This window comes from Luxibacter massiliensis (assembly GCF_900604355.1).
GTDB lineage: Bacteria > Bacillota > Clostridia > Lachnospirales > Lachnospiraceae > Luxibacter > Luxibacter massiliensis.
The window spans coordinates 2,689,378-2,710,485 of the sequence record NZ_UWOE01000001.1; the positions used below are offsets into that span (position 1 = coordinate 2,689,378).

Sequence of the window (21,108 nt, forward strand, 5' to 3'; positions counted from 1 at the left end):
TTGTCTTTATAATTGATTCCCATCACCTGTTTCCTCCGCCCATAGAGCGGCAGGCTCGGCGCCGGAAATATAAATTTGTTATTCTAATTGCTTTCTCCACCAGCCGTAATAGTAATTTCTTTATACTTGCCTGGATTAGTAACTATAATCGGACTGACTGTCACTAAACCGGCTGCCTTGATTTTCTCCATGTCAAATTCCAGCAGCAGATCTCCTCTCCTGACTCTTTGTCCTGCCGTTACATGTGCGGTGAAAGGCTCTCCTCTTAAAGACACCGTTTCCAATCCAATATGGACCAACAATTCCAATCCATCCTCTGTCTCCAGTCCGAGAGCATGTTTCGTATCAAATACTGTCACAACAGTACAGTCAAAAGGCGCATATACCTTTCCCTCTGCCGGCTTTACTCCCACACCGTCCCCTAATACGCCTGATGCAAATGTGGCGTCCGGCACTTCAGACAGAGGAATCACCTTTCCTTTGACGGGACAGGTAATTTCCAGTATTTCTTCACCCTGCTGATTATCCGGGACTGTATTCGTTGGTTTTGCTTCCTTCGGTTCCTCTTCTAAATCTTTATTCTGTTCAGGTTCCTCTTTAAATCCCAGCAGTCCTGTCAGAATAAATGCAGCGCCAAAGGCAATGGCCATAGCAATCACATACTGCAGCGGACGGTGCAGGTGCAAAAGTATGCCGAATATGCCTGTCACACCTGTCCCGGTTGCTCCAAGGTTTACAATAGATGCGTACAATGCCCCAAAGGCTGCACCTATGGATGCTGCTATAAATGGTCTTCCAAGCCGTAAATTAACCCCAAAAATTGCAGGTTCCGTAATACCCATACATGCACTGAGGGCAGAGGGAAGAGCCACAGACTTCATTTTCTTATTTTTGCTTTTGAATGCAACTGCCAATGCCGCGCCGCCCTGCGCCACATTTGCCGCAGATGCCAGAGGTAGCCAGAAAGTAAGGCCAAATTTCGCCAATTGCCCCACATCTATTACGGTATACATATGATGGATTCCTGAAACTACTGTTGTGGCGTATAGTCCGCCCATCAAGAAACTGCCTATGCCGAAAGGAAGTGTAAGAAGTTTCTGAATCCCATCTAATAGACCGTTTTCTATAAACACAAACACTGGGCCAATGGCTGCCAGCGTAAGATATCCTGTAACAAATACACTCACAAGAGGAGTGATAAACAGATCAAACATAGGAGGCACGATTTTATGCAGCCGTTTTTCAATCACGCTCAATACAAATACTGCAATAATAACTGGAATTACATGCCCCTGATAGCCAACCATATCTACTTTCCAAAGTCCAAAAAATACCTCTTGTGTTTTTTGTACTCCTTCTGTAGCTACTGTCCAGGCATTCTGAAGGTCGGGATGGATCATAATCATGCCGATGACAGCTCCCAGGAAGGGATTTGCCCCAAAAACTTTTGCCGCGCTAAATGCAATTAAAATAGGCAGAAAAACATAGGCAACGTTGCTGAATAAAACAGCAAACTGGTAAATAGATCCATCTGTACTTATTTTCAGGAAACCATTGTTTACCATGAAATTCAGGGCTTCCATGATCCCCATAAGGAAACCGCTTGCCACTATGGCCGGAATAATAGGCACAAATATATCACCAATTGTTTTAATCAGGCGCTGAAAGGGGTTCCCCTTTTTGGCAGCCTCCCTTTTTACTTCCTCTTTGCTTGCACCGCTTACTCCTGCTATTTTTATAAATTCGTCATATACTTTATTGACAGTCCCAGTCCCCAGAATAATCTGCATCTGGCCTGAGGCAAAAAACACCCCTTTCACGGCTTCCATATTCTCCACAGCCTTACTGTCACACTTGCTATTATCTGAGATAACCAACCGGAGCCGTGTCGCACAATGGGCTGCTGAAATCAGGTTTTCTCTGCCACCTATCTTTTCTAAAATCTCCCTGGCAATTGCTTGGTAGTCCATAACATCCTCCTTTATGATAACGTTACCACTTTTATTAACATGATTTCACATATATTTTTAATAATTACGTGTATATATTATGAAATCGTTTTCACTTTTCACTTAATATTGTATCACTTTCTCTAAATCTGTAAATAGTCAGATGATCCAAATTTAAATAAGGTTTTTCAGTAATAATACACAAAAAAAGAAGGCAGTCCTTTCCAGAGCATTAAGCCTCCCAAAAGAACTGCCATTTTATACACTTTCCGCTTCTATCACTTCATATCCCAGCTTTGTCTGGCGTGATATAGTGCTTTTTTCCTCAATCATCTCCAAAAGCATATTTGCCGCCTCAATTCCACTGGTCTTATAAAAAAGATGGGCTGTTGTCAATTTAGGGGTCACAACTCTCGACATACGGTTATGCCCGATTCCACTTACAGCCACATCCTGAGGAACCCTTTTTCCCATATCCTTCAGGCAAGTCATAGCACCTACTGCCAATGTATCTGTGGCACAAAATACGCCGTCCAGGTTAGGATGCCTCCCTAAAAGCTCTTTCATACATCCATACCCTGCATCCATGCCAAAACCGCCAACTTCTATCATACTTTTGGCTGCCCTTATCCCAGATTCCCGCATGGCATCTATATACCCATCCGTCCTGCTCTTACCTGCCGCTGCATCCTCCTGAATGACGCCGATATGCCCTATGTTCTTACAACCCTTCCTCAGCATAATTTCAGCCATCGCTTTTGCCGCCCCATAATCATCATGATATACGCAGGCAAAACCCTCAAATTTCTGGCTGATAATCACTACAGGTATTTCCAGACGTTTCAAAGCCTCCCGGTGCGCCTTGTCGAATACAGATGCTGAAAACAATATGCCATCCACAGGATTGTTTTTAAATAAATTCAAATATTCAATTTCCCTTTTAGGCTGGTTCTCCGTGCTGGCAAGAAGCATCTGGTATCCGGCGCCAGAAAGTACAGAACTAATTCCATCTGCCACCCTGGCTATTGACTCCGAACTGATTTTCGGCAAAATCACACCAATAACCTTTGATTTTTTTGTCCTAAGTATCTGAGCCTGCTTAGACGGCTTATATCCTGTCCTATCTATAACAGCTTTAATTTTTTTACGCTTTTCCGCACTGATATAGCCGTCGTTCAGATAACGTGATACAGCAGACACGGATACACCGGCCATTTTCGCAATCTCAGTAATTGTCATAAAATCCCTTTTGCTCCTTTTCATTTTACGGAAAGAATATAGTGTTTCGTCAACTATTGTAACACCATCTGCCTTTCGGTTCAAGGACGCCTTTAGGGTATACCTTATTGGACGGAGTCCGCCCGCCCCTTTAGGGGCCTGCATTAGGGGGTGCCCTTTGGGTATACCTTATTGGACAGAGTCCGCCCGCCCCTTTAGGGGCCTGCATTAGGGGGTGCCCTTTGGGTATACCTTATTGGACGGAGTCCGCCCGCCCCTTTAGGGGCCTGCATTAGGGGGTGCCCTTTGGGTATATCTTGTCGGACATTCGTAGTCCAGTCAAATACCCCGATGCAAGCATCGGGGTATTTGACCCTCGCGGCAGTCGCCAAACGGACATGTAAACATATCTGCTTGGCTCGTTGCCCGCGGGAATAAATATATTATGTTAAATCGCCTGCAGCAGATATGCAGATACATTTTTCTGTTCCGCCATTCCCGGAAGCAGAAATATTGTTTACTCCAAAACAACTCCTTTTTGAAGCATCATATTCGCATAGAGTGCTTTCTCACTGGTAGCAATAATTGCATAGACACTTTTGGCCTCTTCGTAAAACTTGAAGCGCTCAATATTTCCCACTACATCAGCGCCCCTATCGTCATATTTGGCTATGATTTCTTTATATGTATCCCAGATAGGTGTCTCCACATTATCTCCTGCCATCACTTCCATCAGATTCACTGGCTTTTCCACATAAGTGTCCAGAGGGAACACTTGAAGAATAGCATCTAATATCTCTGGCACGCCATGCCCATCACAGCGGATTACAATAGCATCTTTTCCTATAGATTCTGAGGGGAAATTTCCATCGGAGATAACGAGGCGGTCACTGTGCCCCATCTCACATAATACTTTCAGCAGCTCTGGTGATAAAATCTGTGGAATTCCTTTTAACATCTCTCTCCTCCTGTTTTACCCAAAAAAGAATCTTCTCCTTTGGTGAAATATGAATACAAAGAGCGCCTACATGATAGGCACTCTCTGTATCACAGTCTGTTTAAATTGTTCCCAACCCACAGGCTATCCTATAATAAACCCTGCAGGCTATTAAGCACTAGACGCATCCCATACATGAGGGATATTATCTGATTGATTTGTACAGTGGCCCGTATGCCTGGCAAGCCCTGAAGTCCTGTCCTTCTTTATCCTGTCCAAATGCATTCCATGATGCAGGCCTGAAAATCTTCTCCTCAGGTACATTGTGCATTGCAACCGGGATTCTTAAGATAGAGCAAAGTGTTATCAGGTCAGCTCCAATATGGCCGTAGCTGATTGCCCCATGGTTTGCGCCCCAATTATTCATAACATCATATGCTGTGGCAAAAGCGCCTTCCCCTGTCACTCTTGGTGCGAACCATGTACATGGCCATGTATAATCTGTTCTCTTCCAGAGTACATCTGTCACTTCTTCAGGAAGTTTTACGGTCCAACCCTCTGCAATCTGGAGCATTGGCCCTAAGTTTTTAACAAGGTTCAGACGGATCATGGTCACAGGCATCTCAGCCTCTGTAACAAACCTTGAGGAATACCCGCCACCTCTGAAGTAGCCGAGATCTGCGTAATTCCAGGTTGTTGCATTCATAATAGCGTCCTGGTCAGCCTCTGTCACCTCGTACCATGGCTTCATACAGCCATTTCCATCGGCATCCTTTGCCTGTCCATTTGCATCCAGGCATGCTGCCCCTGAGTTAATCAGGTGGATAAACCCAGCCGCCTCTTTAGCCTTACCTTCCAGTTCATAGCCGCCTGTCGCTTTCTTTACCGCTTCAGGACTCCAGTATGTACGTACATCTGCAAAAATCTGGGCTGAATTTGTAAGCAGTTTACTGAACATCATTCCAAGGCCATTGAGAACGTCATTCTCTGTTGCAAGGATATATGGCTCTCTTGCGCCATTCCAGTCAAAGGATGTGTTAAGCATTGCCTCTGGGAAGTCACAGTTTGGATAGAAGTCTGTCCACTGCCTCTGTCCCTGGAATCCTGCTGCAAGGGCATTGTGGCCAACTTTCTCTTCCTCGCAGCCCTCCGGTAAATTATCATTTCCATTCATGAGGTCTTTGATGATACACATCATCTTAACTACAAATTCCCAATCAGAATCTTTAGCTTCACGTGATTTCTGGAATTCTTCTGGATTCTTGTCAAAGCCTTCTTTGCATTTCTCTTTTGTCCATGCCAGCGCTTTCTTGTATTCTTCCTCATCGTAAATGCCTTCTGTCATACGGCGGATGATTTCTACCTCGTCAACAGATTCTACACGCATGCCCAAATATTCTTCGATAAATGCAGGGTCAATAATAGATCCGCCGATTCCCATACAGATAGATCCAATCTGCAGGTAGGATTTACCTCTCATGGTTGCAGCGGCAACAGCAGCACGTCCGAATCTCAGCAGCTTTTCTCTTACATCACATGGGATCTCTGTGTTGTCAGCTTCCTGTACATCATGTCCATAAATACCAAATGCAGGAAGGCCTTTCTGCGCATGTGTAGCCAGGACAGAAGCAAGATAAACAGCTCCCGGCCTCTCTGTTCCATTAAATCCCCATACTGCCTTGATTGTCTGGGGATCCATATCCATTGTCTCAGCTCCATAGCACCAGCATGGAGTTACAGTCAATGTAATATCAACCCCTTCTTTTTTAAACTTATCTGCACAAGCGGCAGCCTCAGCCACACGGCCGATTGTTGTATCGGCAATGACTACCTTAACCGGCTCGCCGTTAGAATATTTTAAGTTCTCCTCAAAAAGTTTTGCGGCTGATTTAGCCATGTTCATGGTCTGGTCTTCCAGAGATTCGCGAACCTTGAGGACGCCTCTTCTTCCGTCAATTGTAGGCCTGATTCCGATTACTGGATAGTCCCCGATGAGTCTTGATTTTGCCATTGTTTTCTTCCTCCTTATTCTTGAATAAAAGTTTTAAATTTTTCATATGCGGCATCCCATTTTTCCTGGTTCTGTGGGATGTACTCATATGTTTTTTCTGAATCTGCAATAATCTGCCTTGCTTCGTTCACATCTTTAATGTCACCCAATGACATGAACTGTACCACTATATTGCCAAGCGCCGTGGCCTCTACCGGCCCTGCAATTACCTTACGGCCATTTGCCCCGGCTGTCATCTGGCATAAAAGCTTGCTCTGGATTCCTCCGCCTATCATATGTATGGTCGGATAATGTTTGCCTGTACATGACTCAATCTGCTCCAGGGCATATCTATATTTTAATGCCAGGCTCTGGTTGATGCAGCACATAATCTCACCAATTGTCTCCGGCACCTTCTGCCCTGTTCTTGAACAGAACTTACGTATCCTGTCAGGAATATTGCCTGCGGGGACAAACTCTGGTGCATCTGGATCAATAAAACTTTGGAAGGGTTCTGCCTCCATGGCCATCTTCTCCAGCTCCCCAAAGGAATACTCCTGGCCTTCCCGGATCCATTGCCTCCTGCTCTCCTGGGCCAGCCACAGGCCGATAATATTCTTAAGCAGTGTAGTTGTATCCCCATATCCGCCTTCGTTACTCACATTACATTCCAGAGACTTATCGCCAATTATAGGAGCCTTAAGCTCTGTACCAAACAAGCTCCATGTCCCACAGCTGATAAACATGAAATCTTCTTCCTGTGTCGGAACCGCCACAACAGCGCTCTGTGTATCATGGCTGGCAACCGCGATCACCTTGGCCGGCTGGATCCCCAGCTCCTCACAAATATCTTCGCTTAAGGTACCCACTACCGTACCGCTGGGTACGATCTCCGGGAAAATGCCTCTCGGAATACGGAGCGCTTCCATAATCTTATCTGACCAGACTTTATTGCGCGCATCCATCAACTGTGTAGTGGTAGACATAGTATACTCTGCTTTTTTCTCCCCTGTCAGAAAATAGTTGAATAAATCCGGGGTCAGCAAAAGCTTATCTGCGCGTTCCAACATCCAGGGCCTGTCCTGTACAAGTGAATACAGTTGAAATACTGTATTAAAGTTCTCAAATTGGTTGCCTGTCATATCATAAAGCTCATCTCTTGGAATAGCTTTAAATACTGCATCCTGCATACCTAGAGTTCTGTCATCCCGATAATGCACGGCGCTCTCAAGCAATACTCCATGTTCATCAAGCAGTCCGAAGTCAACCCCCCAAGTGTCGATTCCAATACTGTCAAAACCACCTTTTTGTTTTGCCTTGATGATACCTTGCTTAATCTCGAAAAACTGTCTCAATGTGTCCCAGTACATAGTCTTGCCAATAATTACGGGATCATTGGAAAAACGGTAAACCTCTTCCATGTGGATCTTCCCGTCCTTTAAGGTCCCCAGAATGGCACGTCCGCTGGAAGCACCGAAGTCAAATGCAAGCACCTGTTTCTTATCACAACTCACACATCTTCCTCCTTTCAAAGTCGGCAGGGCGGATACCTCAAATCCGCCTTAAACCTGATCATGAATACAGAACGCCTACATGCGGCCTGTATCCACCCCCATTAGTTACATTTTATCATTGTCCCCTGCAAGATACTTGTGCTATAATGGTAAAAAATATAACAATATTCACATAAAGGAGATTCATGCAATATATCAATTACCGGGAAAGCTGGCAGCGGGGGACTGTAGACTTCCCCCTGGAATACCACCATATCACACCCTCACACCCACAGTATGTCATGTCCCTGCACTGGCACATAGAATTTGAGATTATCCGCATCCTCAGCGGCTCCTTCCATCTGTCTATAGACGAGCGTGAATATGAGGTTTGCGAAGGTTCTTCTATCTTTATACCTGCCGGCGCCCTCCACGCCGGAACCCCCCGTGACTGTACATACGAGTGTATTGTTTTTGACATAAACATGCTCATGAACAAGAATGATTCCTGCTGTAAATTCATCAACAGAATTATAAACCATGAGGCAGAGTTAAAATCTGTATATCCACAATCCTATAACGATATACACCAGTATGTCTGGTCCATGTTTGAAGCCGTCTCTACCAGGAAAGAGGGATACCAACTGACTGTGCTGGGAGCTTTTTACCAGCTTATAGGTGCAGTTTTTACAGAAGGCCATTACAACCCTGCACCTGTAAAATCCCCCAGGAACCACAAGCGCATAGTACAGTTAAAAACTGCCCTGGAATTTATGGAGTCATCTTACAATACGCCCCTTACGCTGGAAGAAATGTCAGCCAGCGTAAATATGTCCCCCAAATACTTTTGCCGCTTTTTTCAGGAGATGACCCACCGTACCCCAGTGGACTACCTAAATTACTATAGGATAGAGCGTGCCTGTTACCAGCTAATGACTACTGACCAGTCTATAACAGAGGTCGCATATAATTCCGGCTTTAATGATCTCAGCTATTTTATAAAAACATTTAAAAAATATAAAGGGACAACTCCCAAAAAATACCTCTCCTGACCGGATTTCCCATGTCCATGAAATTCTGTTTCTTAAGATCATACTTATTGAACATGAGCAATTCAATAAATATACCCAAAGGGCATCCCTTATTAAGCATGAGTAGTCCGATAAATATGAGCTGTCAGAATATCCCAAGAATTTTCTCATGGAAAGATTCATATAAAGTATCATAATCCGCATACTTTATATTACTCCCTTTGAAGCTTCTGTCCCATACTGTACGCACCCCTTCCGCTATGGCATTGCTGTCCGGGTGCCCTGTCCCCAGAATGGAAGGAAATACATAGTATATCATAAAGAAATTCAGATCCACCTGTGTCCGCCCATCAATCCTTTCCTTCTTACCGGCAAATCTTTTCTTTACAGCGCCTGCCAGGGCCTCTCCGATTTCCAGTGCTGCAGCTTCCTTGTTTTCTGCCCGCCCTATATACTCCGTCATTTCTCTGAAAAAATGACCGTTTCTCTCCATAAATTCCTTACTATTACTTTCATAGGATTTTTTTTTCAGTTTACGCATCATCTTTTCTTTATCATCAAAGATTGTCTCTATTCCCTGAAGCATATATCTTTCTCCTTTGCCATACAGTTATTTTGAAAAAGGAACCGGGGATACCCCGGTTCCTCTCACTATAGATCATTGCATATTCCCCAAAAGCCACTTTTCAGTGTCATCCCCAGGCAATATTTATATCATTTAATATTAATTAGTCATACAGGTTAGGAGCGATGTCTGCTTCTTCCATATTTGTAGCATCATACCAGTAACCATCTGTCTCGATATCCTCTACTGTTTCTCCCTCGCAGATCTTATACAGAGTCTCGATAGATAATTTACCCTGCATCAGAGGAGACTGTGTAACAGCACCGATAAGTGTACCGTCTTTAACAGCTGCTTTGATTGTAGAACCTGCATCGAATCCAGCTCCGATAATATTCTTTTCAGGATCGCTTCCGAGTACGCTCAGGTTCTGGTTAGCTGTAAGGACACCCTCTGCTGAAACCTGATTTGAACCGAACATAGCGATTGTATCATCTTTGTTCATGATATTAGCAGCCTCTGTAGCACACAGCTCAACTGTTGTCTGTGCAGGTACTGCAACTTCGATGATAATGTCAGCTGATTTCTCGTCACCCTTGTCAGATACTTTTCCTACATAGTAATCATTTCCTACTACAGCAACTTTCTTTCCATCCTCTGTAGCCAGTTCAATAAATCTCTCAATGAACCCAAGGCCACGCTCTGTAATATTTGCAGATGTAGCATCCTGGTTTACTTCCCCTATCCTGACAGGTTCGGAAGCGCTTGCAATTTTGTCTTTTACTGTCTCATAAATTTTATCTGCTGCAATAGCACCTGCTGAACCATTGTTTGTTACAACTGTCGCATATACAGATCCCTCTGGGGCATCCGGCACGCCTGAGTCAAAGCATACAACCGGAATCTCTTTATCCAATGCTGACTGCAGAGAATCTAAAACGGAGTTCTGGTCACAAGCTGCAAGTGCAATACCATCTGGATCCTGGTTGATAGCATTATTGAGCATGTTTACCTGGTCAGCAATATCGGACTCTGCGTTAGGCCCTGTTGTGTTTGTTGTAACACCAAGTTCAGACTCTGCTTCCTCGATTCCTTTAACAGCTGCCTGCCAATACGATGACTGGAAGCTCTTAACAACAACTTCAAAGTGATATCCGCCGCCGCTTGAACTCTCTTTTGAATCTCCAGAATCGCTTCCGCTGTCTGCTGTATTATTTCCCCCGCCGCAGCCTGCAAGTAATCCGGCAACCATGCATCCGCCAAGTAAAACTGCCAAAATTTTCTTTTTCATACTTTTTCGTCCTCCTAAAATTAATAGTTTTTATAGTAACAGCCATGTGTAACCATAGCCGCTATCTATCATTGGGTTAATTATGCTAATGTCTTTATTCTTTTTCTTTCTTTCTCTTGAGAATATCAATCAGTACGGCTGCTATCAGGACCAAACCTGTAATAATCTGCTGCCAGTTTGCGGTAAGTCCGATAAACGGAAGTCCTGTCTTCAACAGACAGATGACAAATACACCTGCGAGCGTCCCCGTTATACTTCCAGCTCCGCCGACCATGGATACACCTCCGATGATGGCGCCTCCGATAGCCTCCAGCTCAAATCCCGCGCCACTTCCCGGCTGTACTGTTGAAAAGATAGCAGAATATGAAATCGCCGCCAAACCTGCAAAAAATCCTGAAATCACATAAGCCATGATATGATAAAACCTTACGTTTACCCCTGATAACCTTGTTGCTTCTTTATTGCTTCCTATAGCCAGGGTATAACGCCCGATTTTTGTATGGTTCAAAACAAACGTCATAAGAATGACAATCACTATAATCCAGATGAAACCAATGGGTATATTCGTACCATCCACCTGTATCTTAAAGATACTTCTGAACCAGCCTCCCGGCGCTGTAGCAGCCGGCCAGGAAATTCCCAATCCGCCTACTATGATGGATCCTAATCCACGGGTAATCATACACGTACATAAGGTGGCTAAAAATGGGGGCAAATCCATGATTGCAACAAGGCAGCCATTAAGGACGCCAATAGCCACGCCAAGAAGAATACTTACGAGCATCCCTGCCCAAGTGGGCCATCCTTGGATCGTAATCAGATATCCGCCTACCAGTGAGTAACATACAAGGCCCGTGCCAATAGAAAGGTCAACACCCGCCGTCATCAGGGGAAAAGCAACTCCGATTGCCATCAATGTTATATAATAGGAATAATCAAGGATGCTTACGATTGTTGTATATTTTCTAAAATTCGGACTGAGTATGCAGAAAAAGAGAAATAATATAATCACAACCAGAAGAACAATAAATTTCTGCCCTCCCAGCCTGTCAATTACTGACCTGTCCCTGCCAGCCGTTTTCGTCATTTTATCTGTCATCTTATTTTCCTCCCTACTCTATCTCTCGCGTAGCCAGATTCATAATGTTTTCCTGTGTTGCCTCGGAAATATCCAGCTCGCCAGTCTTCCTGCCCTCACACATTACGACGATTCTGTCGCTCATACGTAATATTTCCGTCATTTCAGAGGAAATCATGATGATGGCTTTTCCGTCTGCTGCAAGCTGATTCATCAATTTATAAATCTCATTCTTGGCTCCGACATCAATACCTCTGGTAGGTTCATCGAATATCAGAATATCGCAGTCCCTGGTCAGCCATTTTGCAATAACGACCTTCTGCTGGTTACCGCCTGACAGGTTCACAACAAGCTGCTCCACATCCGGGGTCTTTGTTGCCAGTGAGTCTACATACTTCTGTGCAACTTCCTTTTCTTTCTTTTTGTCAATAAAAATACCGCTCATATAATTTTCCAGAGTGGCCATTGTGGTATTTTCTGCAACTGATTTCTGGACTACAATACCAAATCTCTTTCTGTCCTCTGACAGATACCCAATACCATTTTTAACAGCATCCTGGGGATTATTAATTGTAACTTTATTGCCATTGATATAAATATTTCCGCTGTCAATAGGGTCTGCCCCAAACAGTGCACGGGCCGTCTCTGTACGCCCTGCGCCCATCAGTCCTGAGAATCCGAGTATCTCGCCCTTATGAAGCTCAAAGCTGACATCCTGTACCATCTTACCTGCATTCAGGTTCTCGACTTTGAGAACGACCGGCGCATCCTTCGGCACCATATTCTCTGTCTTAGGATCTTCGTAGATTACACGGCCAACCATCATGTTGATAATGTCATCCTTCGTGCTGTCTTTTGTAATCAGCGTTCCTACGTATGTACCGTCCCTCATGACAGTAACACGGTCTGTAATCACCTTAATCTCATCCATACGGTGGGAAATATAAATAATTCCAAGTCCCTTTTCCCGCAGGTCGCGTATAATCTTAAATAATTCCTGAATCTCTGTCTCTGTCAATGCCGCAGAAGGTTCGTCAAAAACAATGACCTTCGCTTCGTGTGAAATGGCCTTTGCAATCTCACACATCTGCTGCTTTCCTACTGTAAGCCTGCCCATTGTCTCTTTAGGGTCAATGTCAATATTCATTCTCTGAAAAAGCTTTGCGGCCTCCTCATTCATCTTCTTGTCATCAATACGGATACCTTTTTTAAACTCTCTTCCGATAAAAATATTCTGGGCAACTGTCAGATGCCCCAGCATGTTCAATTCCTGATGTACAATAACGACCCCTGCTTCCTGGGCTTCTTTTGTACTGCTAAATTCTACTTCTTTTCCCTCGTATGTAATCGTACCCGAGTCTTTCTTATAAATACCTGTAAGTACCTTCATCAATGTAGATTTACCGGCACCGTTCTCTCCCATCAGCGCAAGGACTTCACCTTTTCTGACCTCCAGGTTTACGTGATCCAGCGCGTGGACACCCGGGAAAGATTTATCGATTTCCTTCATAGTTAATATAACTTCGCCCATTCTCTTACCCTTGCCTTTCTATAATTTTACTCTCAGATTTCCATGTATCATTATTAATTCTTCCTGCGTCTTGCAACAACGTCACTAAATACTGCAACAATAACAATAATACCTGTAATAACAAGCTGATAATCTTTCGTAAAGCCAAGAGCCAGAATGCCTTCCTGAAGCAGAGCAATGATAAATACGCCGATGACTGTTCCGCTGATAGAAGCAAGTCCCCCTGCCATTGAGGTTCCTCCCATTACGCAGCCTGCAATCGCTTCGTTATTATACTGGTCACCGTATCCGGGCTGAACTGTCGTATAGGCTGATACATAGAAAATGGCACCAATGCCCACCAGCACTCCACAGATTATATATGCGATCATTTCCCATTTTTTAACATTCACACCGGAAAGCCTTACTGCTTCTTTATTGCTTCCCAGAGATAAGATATATCGTCCAATTCTTGTCTTATTCAAAATAATTGCACAGATAACTGCGATCACAAGGAAGATAATCAGCCCTACCGGAATATTCCCCATCTTTACCAAGTATCTGTACCATCCGCCCTCCCCTGAAGACTGGGGCCAGCTGACGGACTGAGTTTTTGTATAGACAGATGCGAGTCCTTTTGCAATATTCATGCTTGCCATAGAAGTGATGAATGCAGGCACAGACCAATATGCCACCAAATATCCATTGAAAATACCGAAAACAAGGCCTACCAGCACGCTGATAACCATAACTGCCGCCATAGGCACGCCATATGTAATCAGGCTGTATCCTGAGACAAGTGCACAGCAGAACATAACAGGCCCGATAGAGAAATCAATTCCACCAGTCGCGATTACAAAAGTAACTCCCAATGATAAGAATCCAAGAAAATATGCATAATTAAGGGCACTCAGAATTCGGTTGATTCCCAGAAAACTCCCCTGCGTCATCGCGCAGAAAAATGCGTACAGCAGAATCAAAACAAAGCACAAAACAACCCTGTTAAACCCTACCTTTTTTACAAAAGGATTTTGTTTAATCTTTCCCACTTTTCTTCCTCCTACTTCTTTAATCTTGCTGTTTACAGGAATGTTGCAGCAATTCCCTCATCCCGTCTCAAATGCTGTCCGATGCACCTGTTTCTGCCACAGGCCCCCCCCAGGCATACAAAAACAGCTCTTGCATTTCCCGGAAAACCTGATTATAATACCACTATCCGCCGCCCCAGAAAGGAGCCGGAAAAGGAGGTAATCATGAAACATTTACGTACGTTTTTTTCTGTATCGCTGATTTTAACCCTGGCTGTGTCCACCCTCATGGGATGTCAAAAGCAACCTCAGACTGTCACCTGTCCTTTCACTGATATGACATGGGAGAATTCCGTTGATGATATGACCGCTTCAGAAGGCGATGACTTCACAACTTATGACTCCGTCTATGACGGGACTACATATGTATTCCCCAAAAATTATCTGGATCTGGAAGGCAGTATAAAGTACATGTATGACGGCGCTGACGAGCTAATGTGCGTTGCCTGGACTTACAGTTCGGAGACAGAAGAGGATTTAAAAAACATCTATTCCACAATCCATCAGCAGATTGAGGATACCTATGGCGAAAGCGGGTATAACACAAAACAGCAGACCAATTATGGTGATGTCTGGCATCTGGAAAATGGAGATATTGTCTTGTCTCTTGTAACAACTGACACCCAGAAAGCCCTTCAATATTCTTATCTGAATCCGAAAGTCTCCAATAAGGAAACAGAAAACTAAAACAACAAACATTTACAACTAAGATTTGTTTATAGTATATTATTTATTAACTTTTTATTAAATTGAATATTTTACTAAAAAAGGTTAAAAAATTACAGACTGTAATTTTTTAACCTTTTTTAAATAATTCCAAAAACAGTATTTTCTCTTTCTCCCGGAACTCCCTCTCCCGGCTTGCTGTCTAATTATCTTCTCACATTCCCACCCTTCCCATGCCTATTTTATCCCCATATTCTTAACCCATCAGCTTACTGCTGGCCTGTAAATGGATACAGAAGCCTCTGGTTTTCTTCCTCATACATATTGTCTCTTGTTATCAGCTTGCAGCCTACATCCAGATTCTCCTTCGCAGGCCTGCCTTCCAGGACAGCCACAGCCTGCTCTATTCCCAGGTATCCCATGTTAAAGGGTTTCTGTATAACGATCCCCTGGAATATCCCCTCCTCCAACATCTGGATCTCTTCTATTGAATTGTCAAACCCTACCATCTGTACCTTGCCGGACAGTCCCAGATCTTTAATGGCCCGCGCCGCCCCCACTGCCGCATATTCATTGGTTCCCATAATTACCTTGATGTCCGGGTAGCGTTCCATTAAATCCACCGTCAAGGCATACGCCTTATCATAGGAAGAATCACAATATACCACATCCTGCACCTGGCCGGCATAACTGCCAAGGCCGTCCCGCATCCCCTGTTCCCGCTCAATAACCGTAGACGCGCCTTTCACATGCCCTACAATCCCAATTTGGGAATCTTCATCCAGCAGGGTCCTTGTAAATTCCCCCAGTTCCTCACCCGCCAGATAACTGTCTGTCGCCACAATACTATCCGCAATATCCCTGTCAATCACAGAATCAATCAAAATCAGACGAATGTCTCTGTCCACTACTTTCTGCAATACTTCAGTTGTCTCCGAATAACTGCAGGGAGATACCAGAATAGCATCCGGTTTCTTTTTAATCACTTCCTCTATCTGCTGAATCTGGCCTTCCACATCTTCCTCTGATTTTCCTCCCAGAACCTCCAGTTCCACGCCAAATTCTTCTGCCCCCAGCTTAGCCCCTGCTATGAGGGAAGTCCAGAAACCGTTGGATTCATCAATTGTCTTTGGCATCAGGATAAGCTTATACGTCTTTTTCTCTGTACTCTCAAAATTCAGGAAACTTGCTGCAGCCACTAGCAAAGCAATAAATACGCAAAACACAAACAAGGTCGTCATAACTCTTTTACTGGTCAGTTTTTTCATTGTCTACTATGCTCTCCAGCGGCACACTTACTGTGGCCACCGTGCCTACCCCCTTCCTGCTGATATAAGATATCCCATAATCAGCTCCATAATAGAGCTTCAGCCGCTTCTGCACATTCGGCACCCCCACGCCGTTAGATTTATGCTCTGTCTTTGTCTCATCAAAAATATGCTGCAATGTCTCATCATCCATCCCAACGCCGTCATCTGCGACTGTTATATATACTTTATTCCCTCTCTCATATGCGCGGATATTCAGATGACCTTTTGTCTCTTTATATTTCAGGCCATGGTAAATTGCATTCTCCACAAGAGGCTGGAGTGCAAACTTGATGATCTTAGTCCCCCTTGTCTCCGGCATCACCTCTATAGAATACTCCAGTTTATCCTTATAACGCATCTTCTGGATAGTCAGATAACTCTCCACATATTCTATCTCCTCTGACAAAGTAACCTGTTCCTTATCATTACTGATACTTTGGCGCAGCAGCTTCGCCAGCGCAGCCGTCATCAGGACAACCTCCTCATTTTTCCCTGCCTCTGACATCCAGATAATAGAATCCAGTGTATTATACAGGAAATGAGGGTTAATCTGGGCCTGGAGAGCCCGCATCTCATTTTTTCGTTTCTCCTTCTGCTCATAGACGTTTTGTTCCATCAACGTGTGGATACGCTCTGTCATTACATTAAAGGACTTGCTCAGGCTGCCGATTTCATTTTTGGTGGTCACTGCCACATTTGCCTTATCGAAATGCCCCTCCTCCACCATGCTCATGGAATCCCTGAGCTGCCTGATGGGTTTAGTAATCTCCCTGGAAATAATATTTGAAATCAGAATAACCCCCAGCAGAAGGCCTGCTGCCACAAGGAGATATAGCATTTGTGCCTGTTTGTTATTCTTAAGCAGCTCCGAGGTATATGCAGCCCCCACAACAGTCCAGCCTGTCATCTCTGACTTGGAGATGGTATAGAGCTTACTCTCTTCCCCTTCCTTAGTGATCAGATAGTCTGACTCACAAGCCATAATTTCTTCTATATTCTCTGTTTTCAGGCCCCCGTACATTAGCTGCTGCTTGGGATGATAAATAATGCTTCCGTTGCTGTCCAGGATAAAAATATACCCTTTGTTACCAATATTGTTGTTATTACACAATTCACTGATTGCACTATAGTTCAAGTCTACAAAAAAGACGCCCTCATTGTCACCTGTCTTATAGTTTACCAATGCCCTGCTTAGTGTAATTACCCATTTATAACTGCTCTTAATTACGTTCTGTACATGTGACGGTGAAATGGCTAACCCTGTCTTGGAGTCTAAAGCAGCCTTGTACCAGCTCTCATCCTTAATATCCACATATTCCGTAAAGTCGTCCTCACCGCTGTTGAGCACGCTCCGCCCATTGTCTGCCACCACTGCGATATTATAAATATCATCCCGGCTGTCCATAATGGTGGTAAACTGGGATAAAATACGCTGTTTTTCCGCCTCTGCCTCTTCTTCGGGCTGTGTATTATCATATAAATACTGGGATACATCACTGCTCTTGGCCACAATCGACGAAATATTTACCAGGTAATCCATATAGGAATCAATATCATAATTAACCTGCTTAATAATCTGTGAAGTATAATTAATAGAATTCTCATAGATTGTATTGTTGGTAAACTTCACAGCAATAAGCAGAAAAATTAACACGGCAATCACCATGAGGACTGAAAAGGATATCATCATTGTACTCTGGATGCTCTTAAATCTGGCAAATATAGTTCTCCCTTCCTTTCTTTTCCTCATGTGCTAATTCTCCCTGGCATACTCCTTTGGCGTTTTCCCTGTTATTTTTTTAAATGCAATACTGAAATAATGGGGGTCACTAAACCCTACTTTCTCGGCGATCTCGTAGTTTTTAAGACTCGTCTGGCACAAGAGCTGCTTTGCCTTCTCCATCCTGATATTAGTCAGGGCCTCTGTAAACGTCTTCCCTGTCTCCTCTTTAAAAATGCTGCTGAACCGGCTCGTGCTGATATTCAGGTATTCACATATCAGGTTCAAACCCAAATCCGGGTTATTATAATTCTCCCGAATATATTCCATGGCCATCAATGCCTGCCGTTCTCCGCTGGACTGTGCTGCCCTGCTGACAGTCTCAAAACCTTTCTTTGCGTATTCCCTTGTCAATTTCATGGCCATATCGAAATTTTTAGCATCTGTGATCTGTGAAACATCGGCATCCCCAAGCTGGAAACTCTCGTCCATCTCCCTGGCTGTTTCGTAAATGATACGCAGAACCTGGTGCAGATAAGCGACCGCCTTATTTTTACCCACATAGCCAGATTTCATCCACTCCTCCACATGGTCCATTGCATCTTGCAGAACCTCTTCATCCTTACTTTTCAACGCGGAAGCTATATCCCTGAAATCCTGTTCCAGCTCCATGGGATTCCTGGTTTCGGCAGCTTTCTCACAGTCAAAAATCACCCCATCCCCTTTTGTATACCGGTACTTCAATGCCTCCACCGCCGAATGGTAAGACTTAGACAACTCTTCCATTGAATCTACATGGATGCCGATCCCCATAGATATACTGAGCTTCATAGTCTGATGGACTGCCTCTTTAATCTCCCTGGAGATTGCTTCTGCCTCTTCCTCAAACTCCCTGGGCCTGCCTGTATAGAACAAAATACACACCCTATTATCCGAATCTCTGTACACCAGACCGGCCTGATAGTTCCTCACAATCTCATCACTGATATTTTCTACCACAAAGGACATCAGGGCACTTTCCTTTTTTAATTCATCATCAATCTCATATAAATCAGAATATACATCTATATCCACCACAGCAACCCGATAGAATGCCCCCTCAATTGTAATGCCAAATTCCTGCAGCTCACGCAGGCTGGTCTCCACTTCCTGGGTTCCCTGGATCAGCCGCGAAAGTGTCCTTGACACAATCAAAGATTCATTTTTTGTATAACTGTGGTAAACCTTAGTCAATTCATCTATCTTCTGCTCTTGTTTTCTTTCCCCGTCTAAATTATCTTTAATCCGAAGTAATACCTCAGATAATTCTTTTGCAGTAACAGGTTTTAAAATATACTCCGCCACTTTATACTGTATGGCCTGCTTCGCATACTCAAAATCACTATACCCACTAAAAATTATAACCATAGTCTGGGGGCAATTTTCATAGACATATTTACATAATCCCATCCCGTCTATATAAGGCATCTCTATATCTGTCAAAACAACATCCACACGTGTCTCTTCCAGAAATTCAATAGCATCTTTCCCATTCTCACAATCTCCTGCCAGCTCAAACCCTAACTGATTCCACTCAATCTTGGCACTAATAGCCTCCCTGACCAGAATCTCGTCATCCACTAATAATACCTTGTACACTCTATAATCCTCCCGTAAAAGCGGCATTGAACCCAGATCCTCGCCAGGGTTCCATCGAAGCCAAGCTGCAAAACAATCTCTAGTCTTCTTGTACGCACTTCAGCCGCATGATTTTTCTTAGCTTCTGTGTAATCTGCACAGGACTTTTTATTCTGCAGGAATTATGGCCCATAGAATAAAACATACTTTATTGAACATCGGCAGTTCAATAAGTATAACTTAATAGATAGTATACATCAAGTCACCCTCTTTTTACAATAGTGCACTCTGATTGGATCGGTATATTGAGCCGGCCTGGCTGCATCTCTTAAAGTTTTGTATATTATGCATTAAAAGCCAGGAGGGATGGCGCTATTTTATTTCATAGAAAGCACATTCCCCGTGCCAAAGGAGAGAACCCCTCCTCAAACTCCCTAGATCATAAAAAGCATGCCCACACAACAAAGATTGTATGGCGCATGCCTTTTCTTTACTATAATGATTCAATATTCCCAATTATTCCAGGAAAAAGCCTTGCCTGCGGCTTCCCTCTGAAATTATAAAGTTACAATTACCCCGTCTTCATCCCAGAGGTCATGCCAGTCCTTTGCACCTTCCCACAGAAACACCTGCCCTTTTACAAGGCGGTTGTTCCTCTCAAGTGTGGCAATCTTGGCCATCTCCTCGTCTGTAAGGGGATCCTCCATCATACTTTTTAAGTTGCTTACATATTCCATTTCATGTACAGAGAAGGGAATCGGGATCTGCCCTCTCTGGCGGGCCCATTTCAGAGCGATAATAGCTGGATGTACACCATGTGCCTTCGCAATTTCCTGCATCTCAGGTGTCTGTAGGTCTGCCACGTCCTCAGGGCACATATCACGCTCTGGCCTCTGAGGAGAACCCAGTGGCATAAAACCGATAGGCTGGATGTTGTGCTTTGTCAAGTAATCAAATAATTCCTGCTGCTGGAAACATGGGTGCAGCTCCAGTTCACATGCCACAGGCATAATTTTCATAAGCGGAAGTACTGCATCCAGCTTCGGGATCGTCATATTAGAAATACCAATATGGCGGATTAAACCCTTTTCAACCAATGATTCACACTGTCTGTAAGTACTCATAAATTCTTCTACACTAAACGGCTTGGAGTCTGGGTTACGGGAATCCACATCGCATCCTGGCGCATGATAGTTGGGGAATGGCCAGTGTATAAAAAATAAGTCGATGTAATCACACTGTAAATCCGCAATACTCTTTCTGCAGGATTCTTCCACCCTCTCATGCATATCGTTCCATACCTTTGTCATAATATAGAGGTCTTTCCTCTCCACTATCCCCTCGTCAAAGGCTGCTTTAAATACTTCCCCAATCTGATCCTCATTTCCATAGCAGGCTGCACAATCGAACATCCGGTATCCACAACGTATTGCGCCTGCCACTGCATTTGATACCTGCTCTGGTGTAAACCTGTCGGATCCAAAGGTCCCCATTCCTACACAGGGAACTTCATCCCCTGTATAAAATTTCACTTTTGGCACATCTGCCGGATTTAAAACTTCTCCCATTTTTTTAGTCTCCTTTTCTTTTATTAATTTTACCGCATGGAATTTGCGGATACTATCGACATCTCTTTATCCTTGCCGTA

Annotated in this window: 16 protein-coding genes; 2 read left to right on the forward strand and 14 right to left on the reverse strand. The window is 43.9% G+C overall.

From position 1 onward, the window contains the following. Positions 1-83: 83 nt before the first annotated feature. The 5 genes from EFA47_RS12325 to EFA47_RS12345 all read right to left on the reverse strand — a co-directional run bounded on the left by EFA47_RS12325 (position 84) and on the right by EFA47_RS12345 (position 7,608). On the reverse strand, positions 84-1,970 hold the full coding sequence (locus EFA47_RS12325; protein WP_122643555.1) for a PTS beta-glucoside transporter subunit IIBCA: 1,887 nt from the start codon (positions 1,968-1,970) through the stop codon (positions 84-86). 237 nt (positions 1,971-2,207) lie between these two features. Further along, the gene (locus EFA47_RS12330; protein WP_122644527.1) at positions 2,208-3,188 is read right to left on the reverse strand and encodes a LacI family DNA-binding transcriptional regulator; all 981 of its coding nucleotides are present in this window, start codon (positions 3,186-3,188) and stop codon (positions 2,208-2,210) included. A gap of 496 nt (positions 3,189-3,684) precedes the next feature. After that, positions 3,685-4,125, reverse strand: a complete 441-nt coding sequence (locus EFA47_RS12335) for an RbsD/FucU family protein (RefSeq protein WP_122643556.1) — start codon at positions 4,123-4,125, stop codon at positions 3,685-3,687. A gap of 184 nt (positions 4,126-4,309) precedes the next feature. Beyond that, positions 4,310-6,115 (reverse strand): L-fucose isomerase, encoded by a 1,806-nt coding sequence (locus EFA47_RS12340; protein WP_122643557.1) that lies wholly within the window; start codon positions 6,113-6,115, stop codon positions 4,310-4,312. Between the two features lie 14 nt (positions 6,116-6,129). Continuing rightward, entirely contained in the window at positions 6,130-7,608 is a 1,479-nt protein-coding gene (locus tag EFA47_RS12345; protein WP_122643558.1) for a rhamnulokinase, read from the reverse strand. Positions 7,609-7,793: 185 nt separating this feature from the next. Between EFA47_RS12345 and EFA47_RS12350 the strand changes: the two genes are divergently transcribed. Then, a complete protein-coding gene (locus EFA47_RS12350) occupies positions 7,794-8,639 on the forward strand; it encodes an AraC family transcriptional regulator (RefSeq protein WP_122643559.1) in 846 nt (281 codons plus the stop codon). A gap of 124 nt (positions 8,640-8,763) precedes the next feature. Here the strand turns inward: EFA47_RS12350 and EFA47_RS12355 are convergent, their stop codons facing one another. From EFA47_RS12355 to EFA47_RS12375, 5 genes are all read right to left on the reverse strand, one after another. Continuing rightward, positions 8,764-9,204 (reverse strand): hypothetical protein, encoded by a 441-nt coding sequence (locus EFA47_RS12355; RefSeq protein WP_122643560.1) that lies wholly within the window; start codon positions 9,202-9,204, stop codon positions 8,764-8,766. A gap of 142 nt (positions 9,205-9,346) precedes the next feature. Continuing rightward, the gene (locus EFA47_RS12360) at positions 9,347-10,471 is read right to left on the reverse strand and encodes a substrate-binding domain-containing protein (RefSeq protein ID WP_122643561.1); all 1,125 of its coding nucleotides are present in this window, start codon (positions 10,469-10,471) and stop codon (positions 9,347-9,349) included. A 94-nt stretch (positions 10,472-10,565) separates the two neighbouring features. Continuing rightward, positions 10,566-11,570 carry an ABC transporter permease gene (locus EFA47_RS12365; RefSeq protein WP_122643562.1) on the reverse strand — a complete coding sequence of 335 codons (1,005 nt, stop codon included), beginning with the start codon at positions 11,568-11,570 and terminating at the stop codon, positions 10,566-10,568. Between the two features lie 13 nt (positions 11,571-11,583). Then, positions 11,584-13,080, reverse strand: coding sequence for a sugar ABC transporter ATP-binding protein (locus EFA47_RS12370; RefSeq protein WP_122643563.1), 1,497 nt, complete (start codon positions 13,078-13,080; stop codon positions 11,584-11,586). Between the two features lie 53 nt (positions 13,081-13,133). After that, positions 13,134-14,108 (reverse strand): ABC transporter permease, encoded by a 975-nt coding sequence (locus tag EFA47_RS12375; protein ID WP_122643564.1) that lies wholly within the window; start codon positions 14,106-14,108, stop codon positions 13,134-13,136. A 204-nt stretch (positions 14,109-14,312) separates the two neighbouring features. Between EFA47_RS12375 and EFA47_RS12380 the strand changes: the two genes are divergently transcribed. Next, positions 14,313-14,834 (forward strand): hypothetical protein, encoded by a 522-nt coding sequence (locus tag EFA47_RS12380; protein WP_164689996.1) that lies wholly within the window; start codon positions 14,313-14,315, stop codon positions 14,832-14,834. A 248-nt stretch (positions 14,835-15,082) separates the two neighbouring features. Here EFA47_RS12380 and EFA47_RS12385 read toward each other — a convergent pair whose 3' ends face one another. From EFA47_RS12385 to EFA47_RS12400, 4 genes are all read right to left on the reverse strand, one after another. Further along, the gene (locus EFA47_RS12385; RefSeq protein WP_122643566.1) at positions 15,083-16,081 is read right to left on the reverse strand and encodes a substrate-binding domain-containing protein; all 999 of its coding nucleotides are present in this window, start codon (positions 16,079-16,081) and stop codon (positions 15,083-15,085) included. Then, positions 16,062-17,873, reverse strand: coding sequence for a sensor histidine kinase (locus EFA47_RS12390; protein ID WP_122643567.1), 1,812 nt, complete (start codon positions 17,871-17,873; stop codon positions 16,062-16,064). The genes EFA47_RS12385 and EFA47_RS12390 overlap by 20 nt, the downstream gene beginning before the upstream one ends. Positions 17,874-17,876: 3 nt before the next feature. After that, complete coding sequence (locus EFA47_RS12395) at positions 17,877-19,481, reverse strand: response regulator (protein WP_164689997.1); 1,605 nt, start codon at positions 19,479-19,481, stop codon at positions 17,877-17,879. Positions 19,482-20,017: 536 nt separating this feature from the next. Continuing rightward, entirely contained in the window at positions 20,018-21,028 is a 1,011-nt protein-coding gene (locus EFA47_RS12400; protein WP_122643569.1) for an aldo/keto reductase, read from the reverse strand. Positions 21,029-21,108: the final 80 nt, after the last annotated feature.

Excerpts from the sequence above, each read along its gene's own strand:
- EFA47_RS12325 (WP_122643555.1), bottom strand. The coding sequence starts at position 1,970 with ATGGACTACCAAGCAATTGCCAGGGAGATTTTAGAAAAGATAGGTGGC.
- EFA47_RS12330 (WP_122644527.1), bottom strand. The coding sequence starts at position 3,188 with ATGACAATTACTGAGATTGCGAAAATGGCCGGTGTATCCGTGTCTGCT.
- EFA47_RS12335 (WP_122643556.1), bottom strand. The coding sequence starts at position 4,125 with ATGTTAAAAGGAATTCCACAGATTTTATCACCAGAGCTGCTGAAAGTA.
- EFA47_RS12340 (WP_122643557.1), bottom strand. The coding sequence starts at position 6,115 with ATGGCAAAATCAAGACTCATCGGGGACTATCCAGTAATCGGAATCAGG.
- EFA47_RS12350 (WP_122643559.1), top strand. The coding sequence starts at position 7,794 with ATGCAATATATCAATTACCGGGAAAGCTGGCAGCGGGGGACTGTAGAC.
- EFA47_RS12355 (WP_122643560.1), bottom strand. The coding sequence starts at position 9,204 with ATGCTTCAGGGAATAGAGACAATCTTTGATGATAAAGAAAAGATGATG.
- EFA47_RS12360 (WP_122643561.1), bottom strand. The coding sequence starts at position 10,471 with ATGAAAAAGAAAATTTTGGCAGTTTTACTTGGCGGATGCATGGTTGCC.
- EFA47_RS12365 (WP_122643562.1), bottom strand. The coding sequence starts at position 11,570 with ATGACAGATAAAATGACGAAAACGGCTGGCAGGGACAGGTCAGTAATT.
- EFA47_RS12370 (WP_122643563.1), bottom strand. The coding sequence starts at position 13,080 with ATGGGCGAAGTTATATTAACTATGAAGGAAATCGATAAATCTTTCCCG.
- EFA47_RS12380 (WP_164689996.1), top strand. The coding sequence starts at position 14,313 with ATGAAACATTTACGTACGTTTTTTTCTGTATCGCTGATTTTAACCCTG.
- EFA47_RS12385 (WP_122643566.1), bottom strand. The coding sequence starts at position 16,081 with ATGAAAAAACTGACCAGTAAAAGAGTTATGACGACCTTGTTTGTGTTT.
- EFA47_RS12390 (WP_122643567.1), bottom strand. The coding sequence starts at position 17,873 with ATGAGGAAAAGAAAGGAAGGGAGAACTATATTTGCCAGATTTAAGAGC.
- EFA47_RS12400 (WP_122643569.1), bottom strand. The coding sequence starts at position 21,028 with ATGGGAGAAGTTTTAAATCCGGCAGATGTGCCAAAAGTGAAATTTTAT.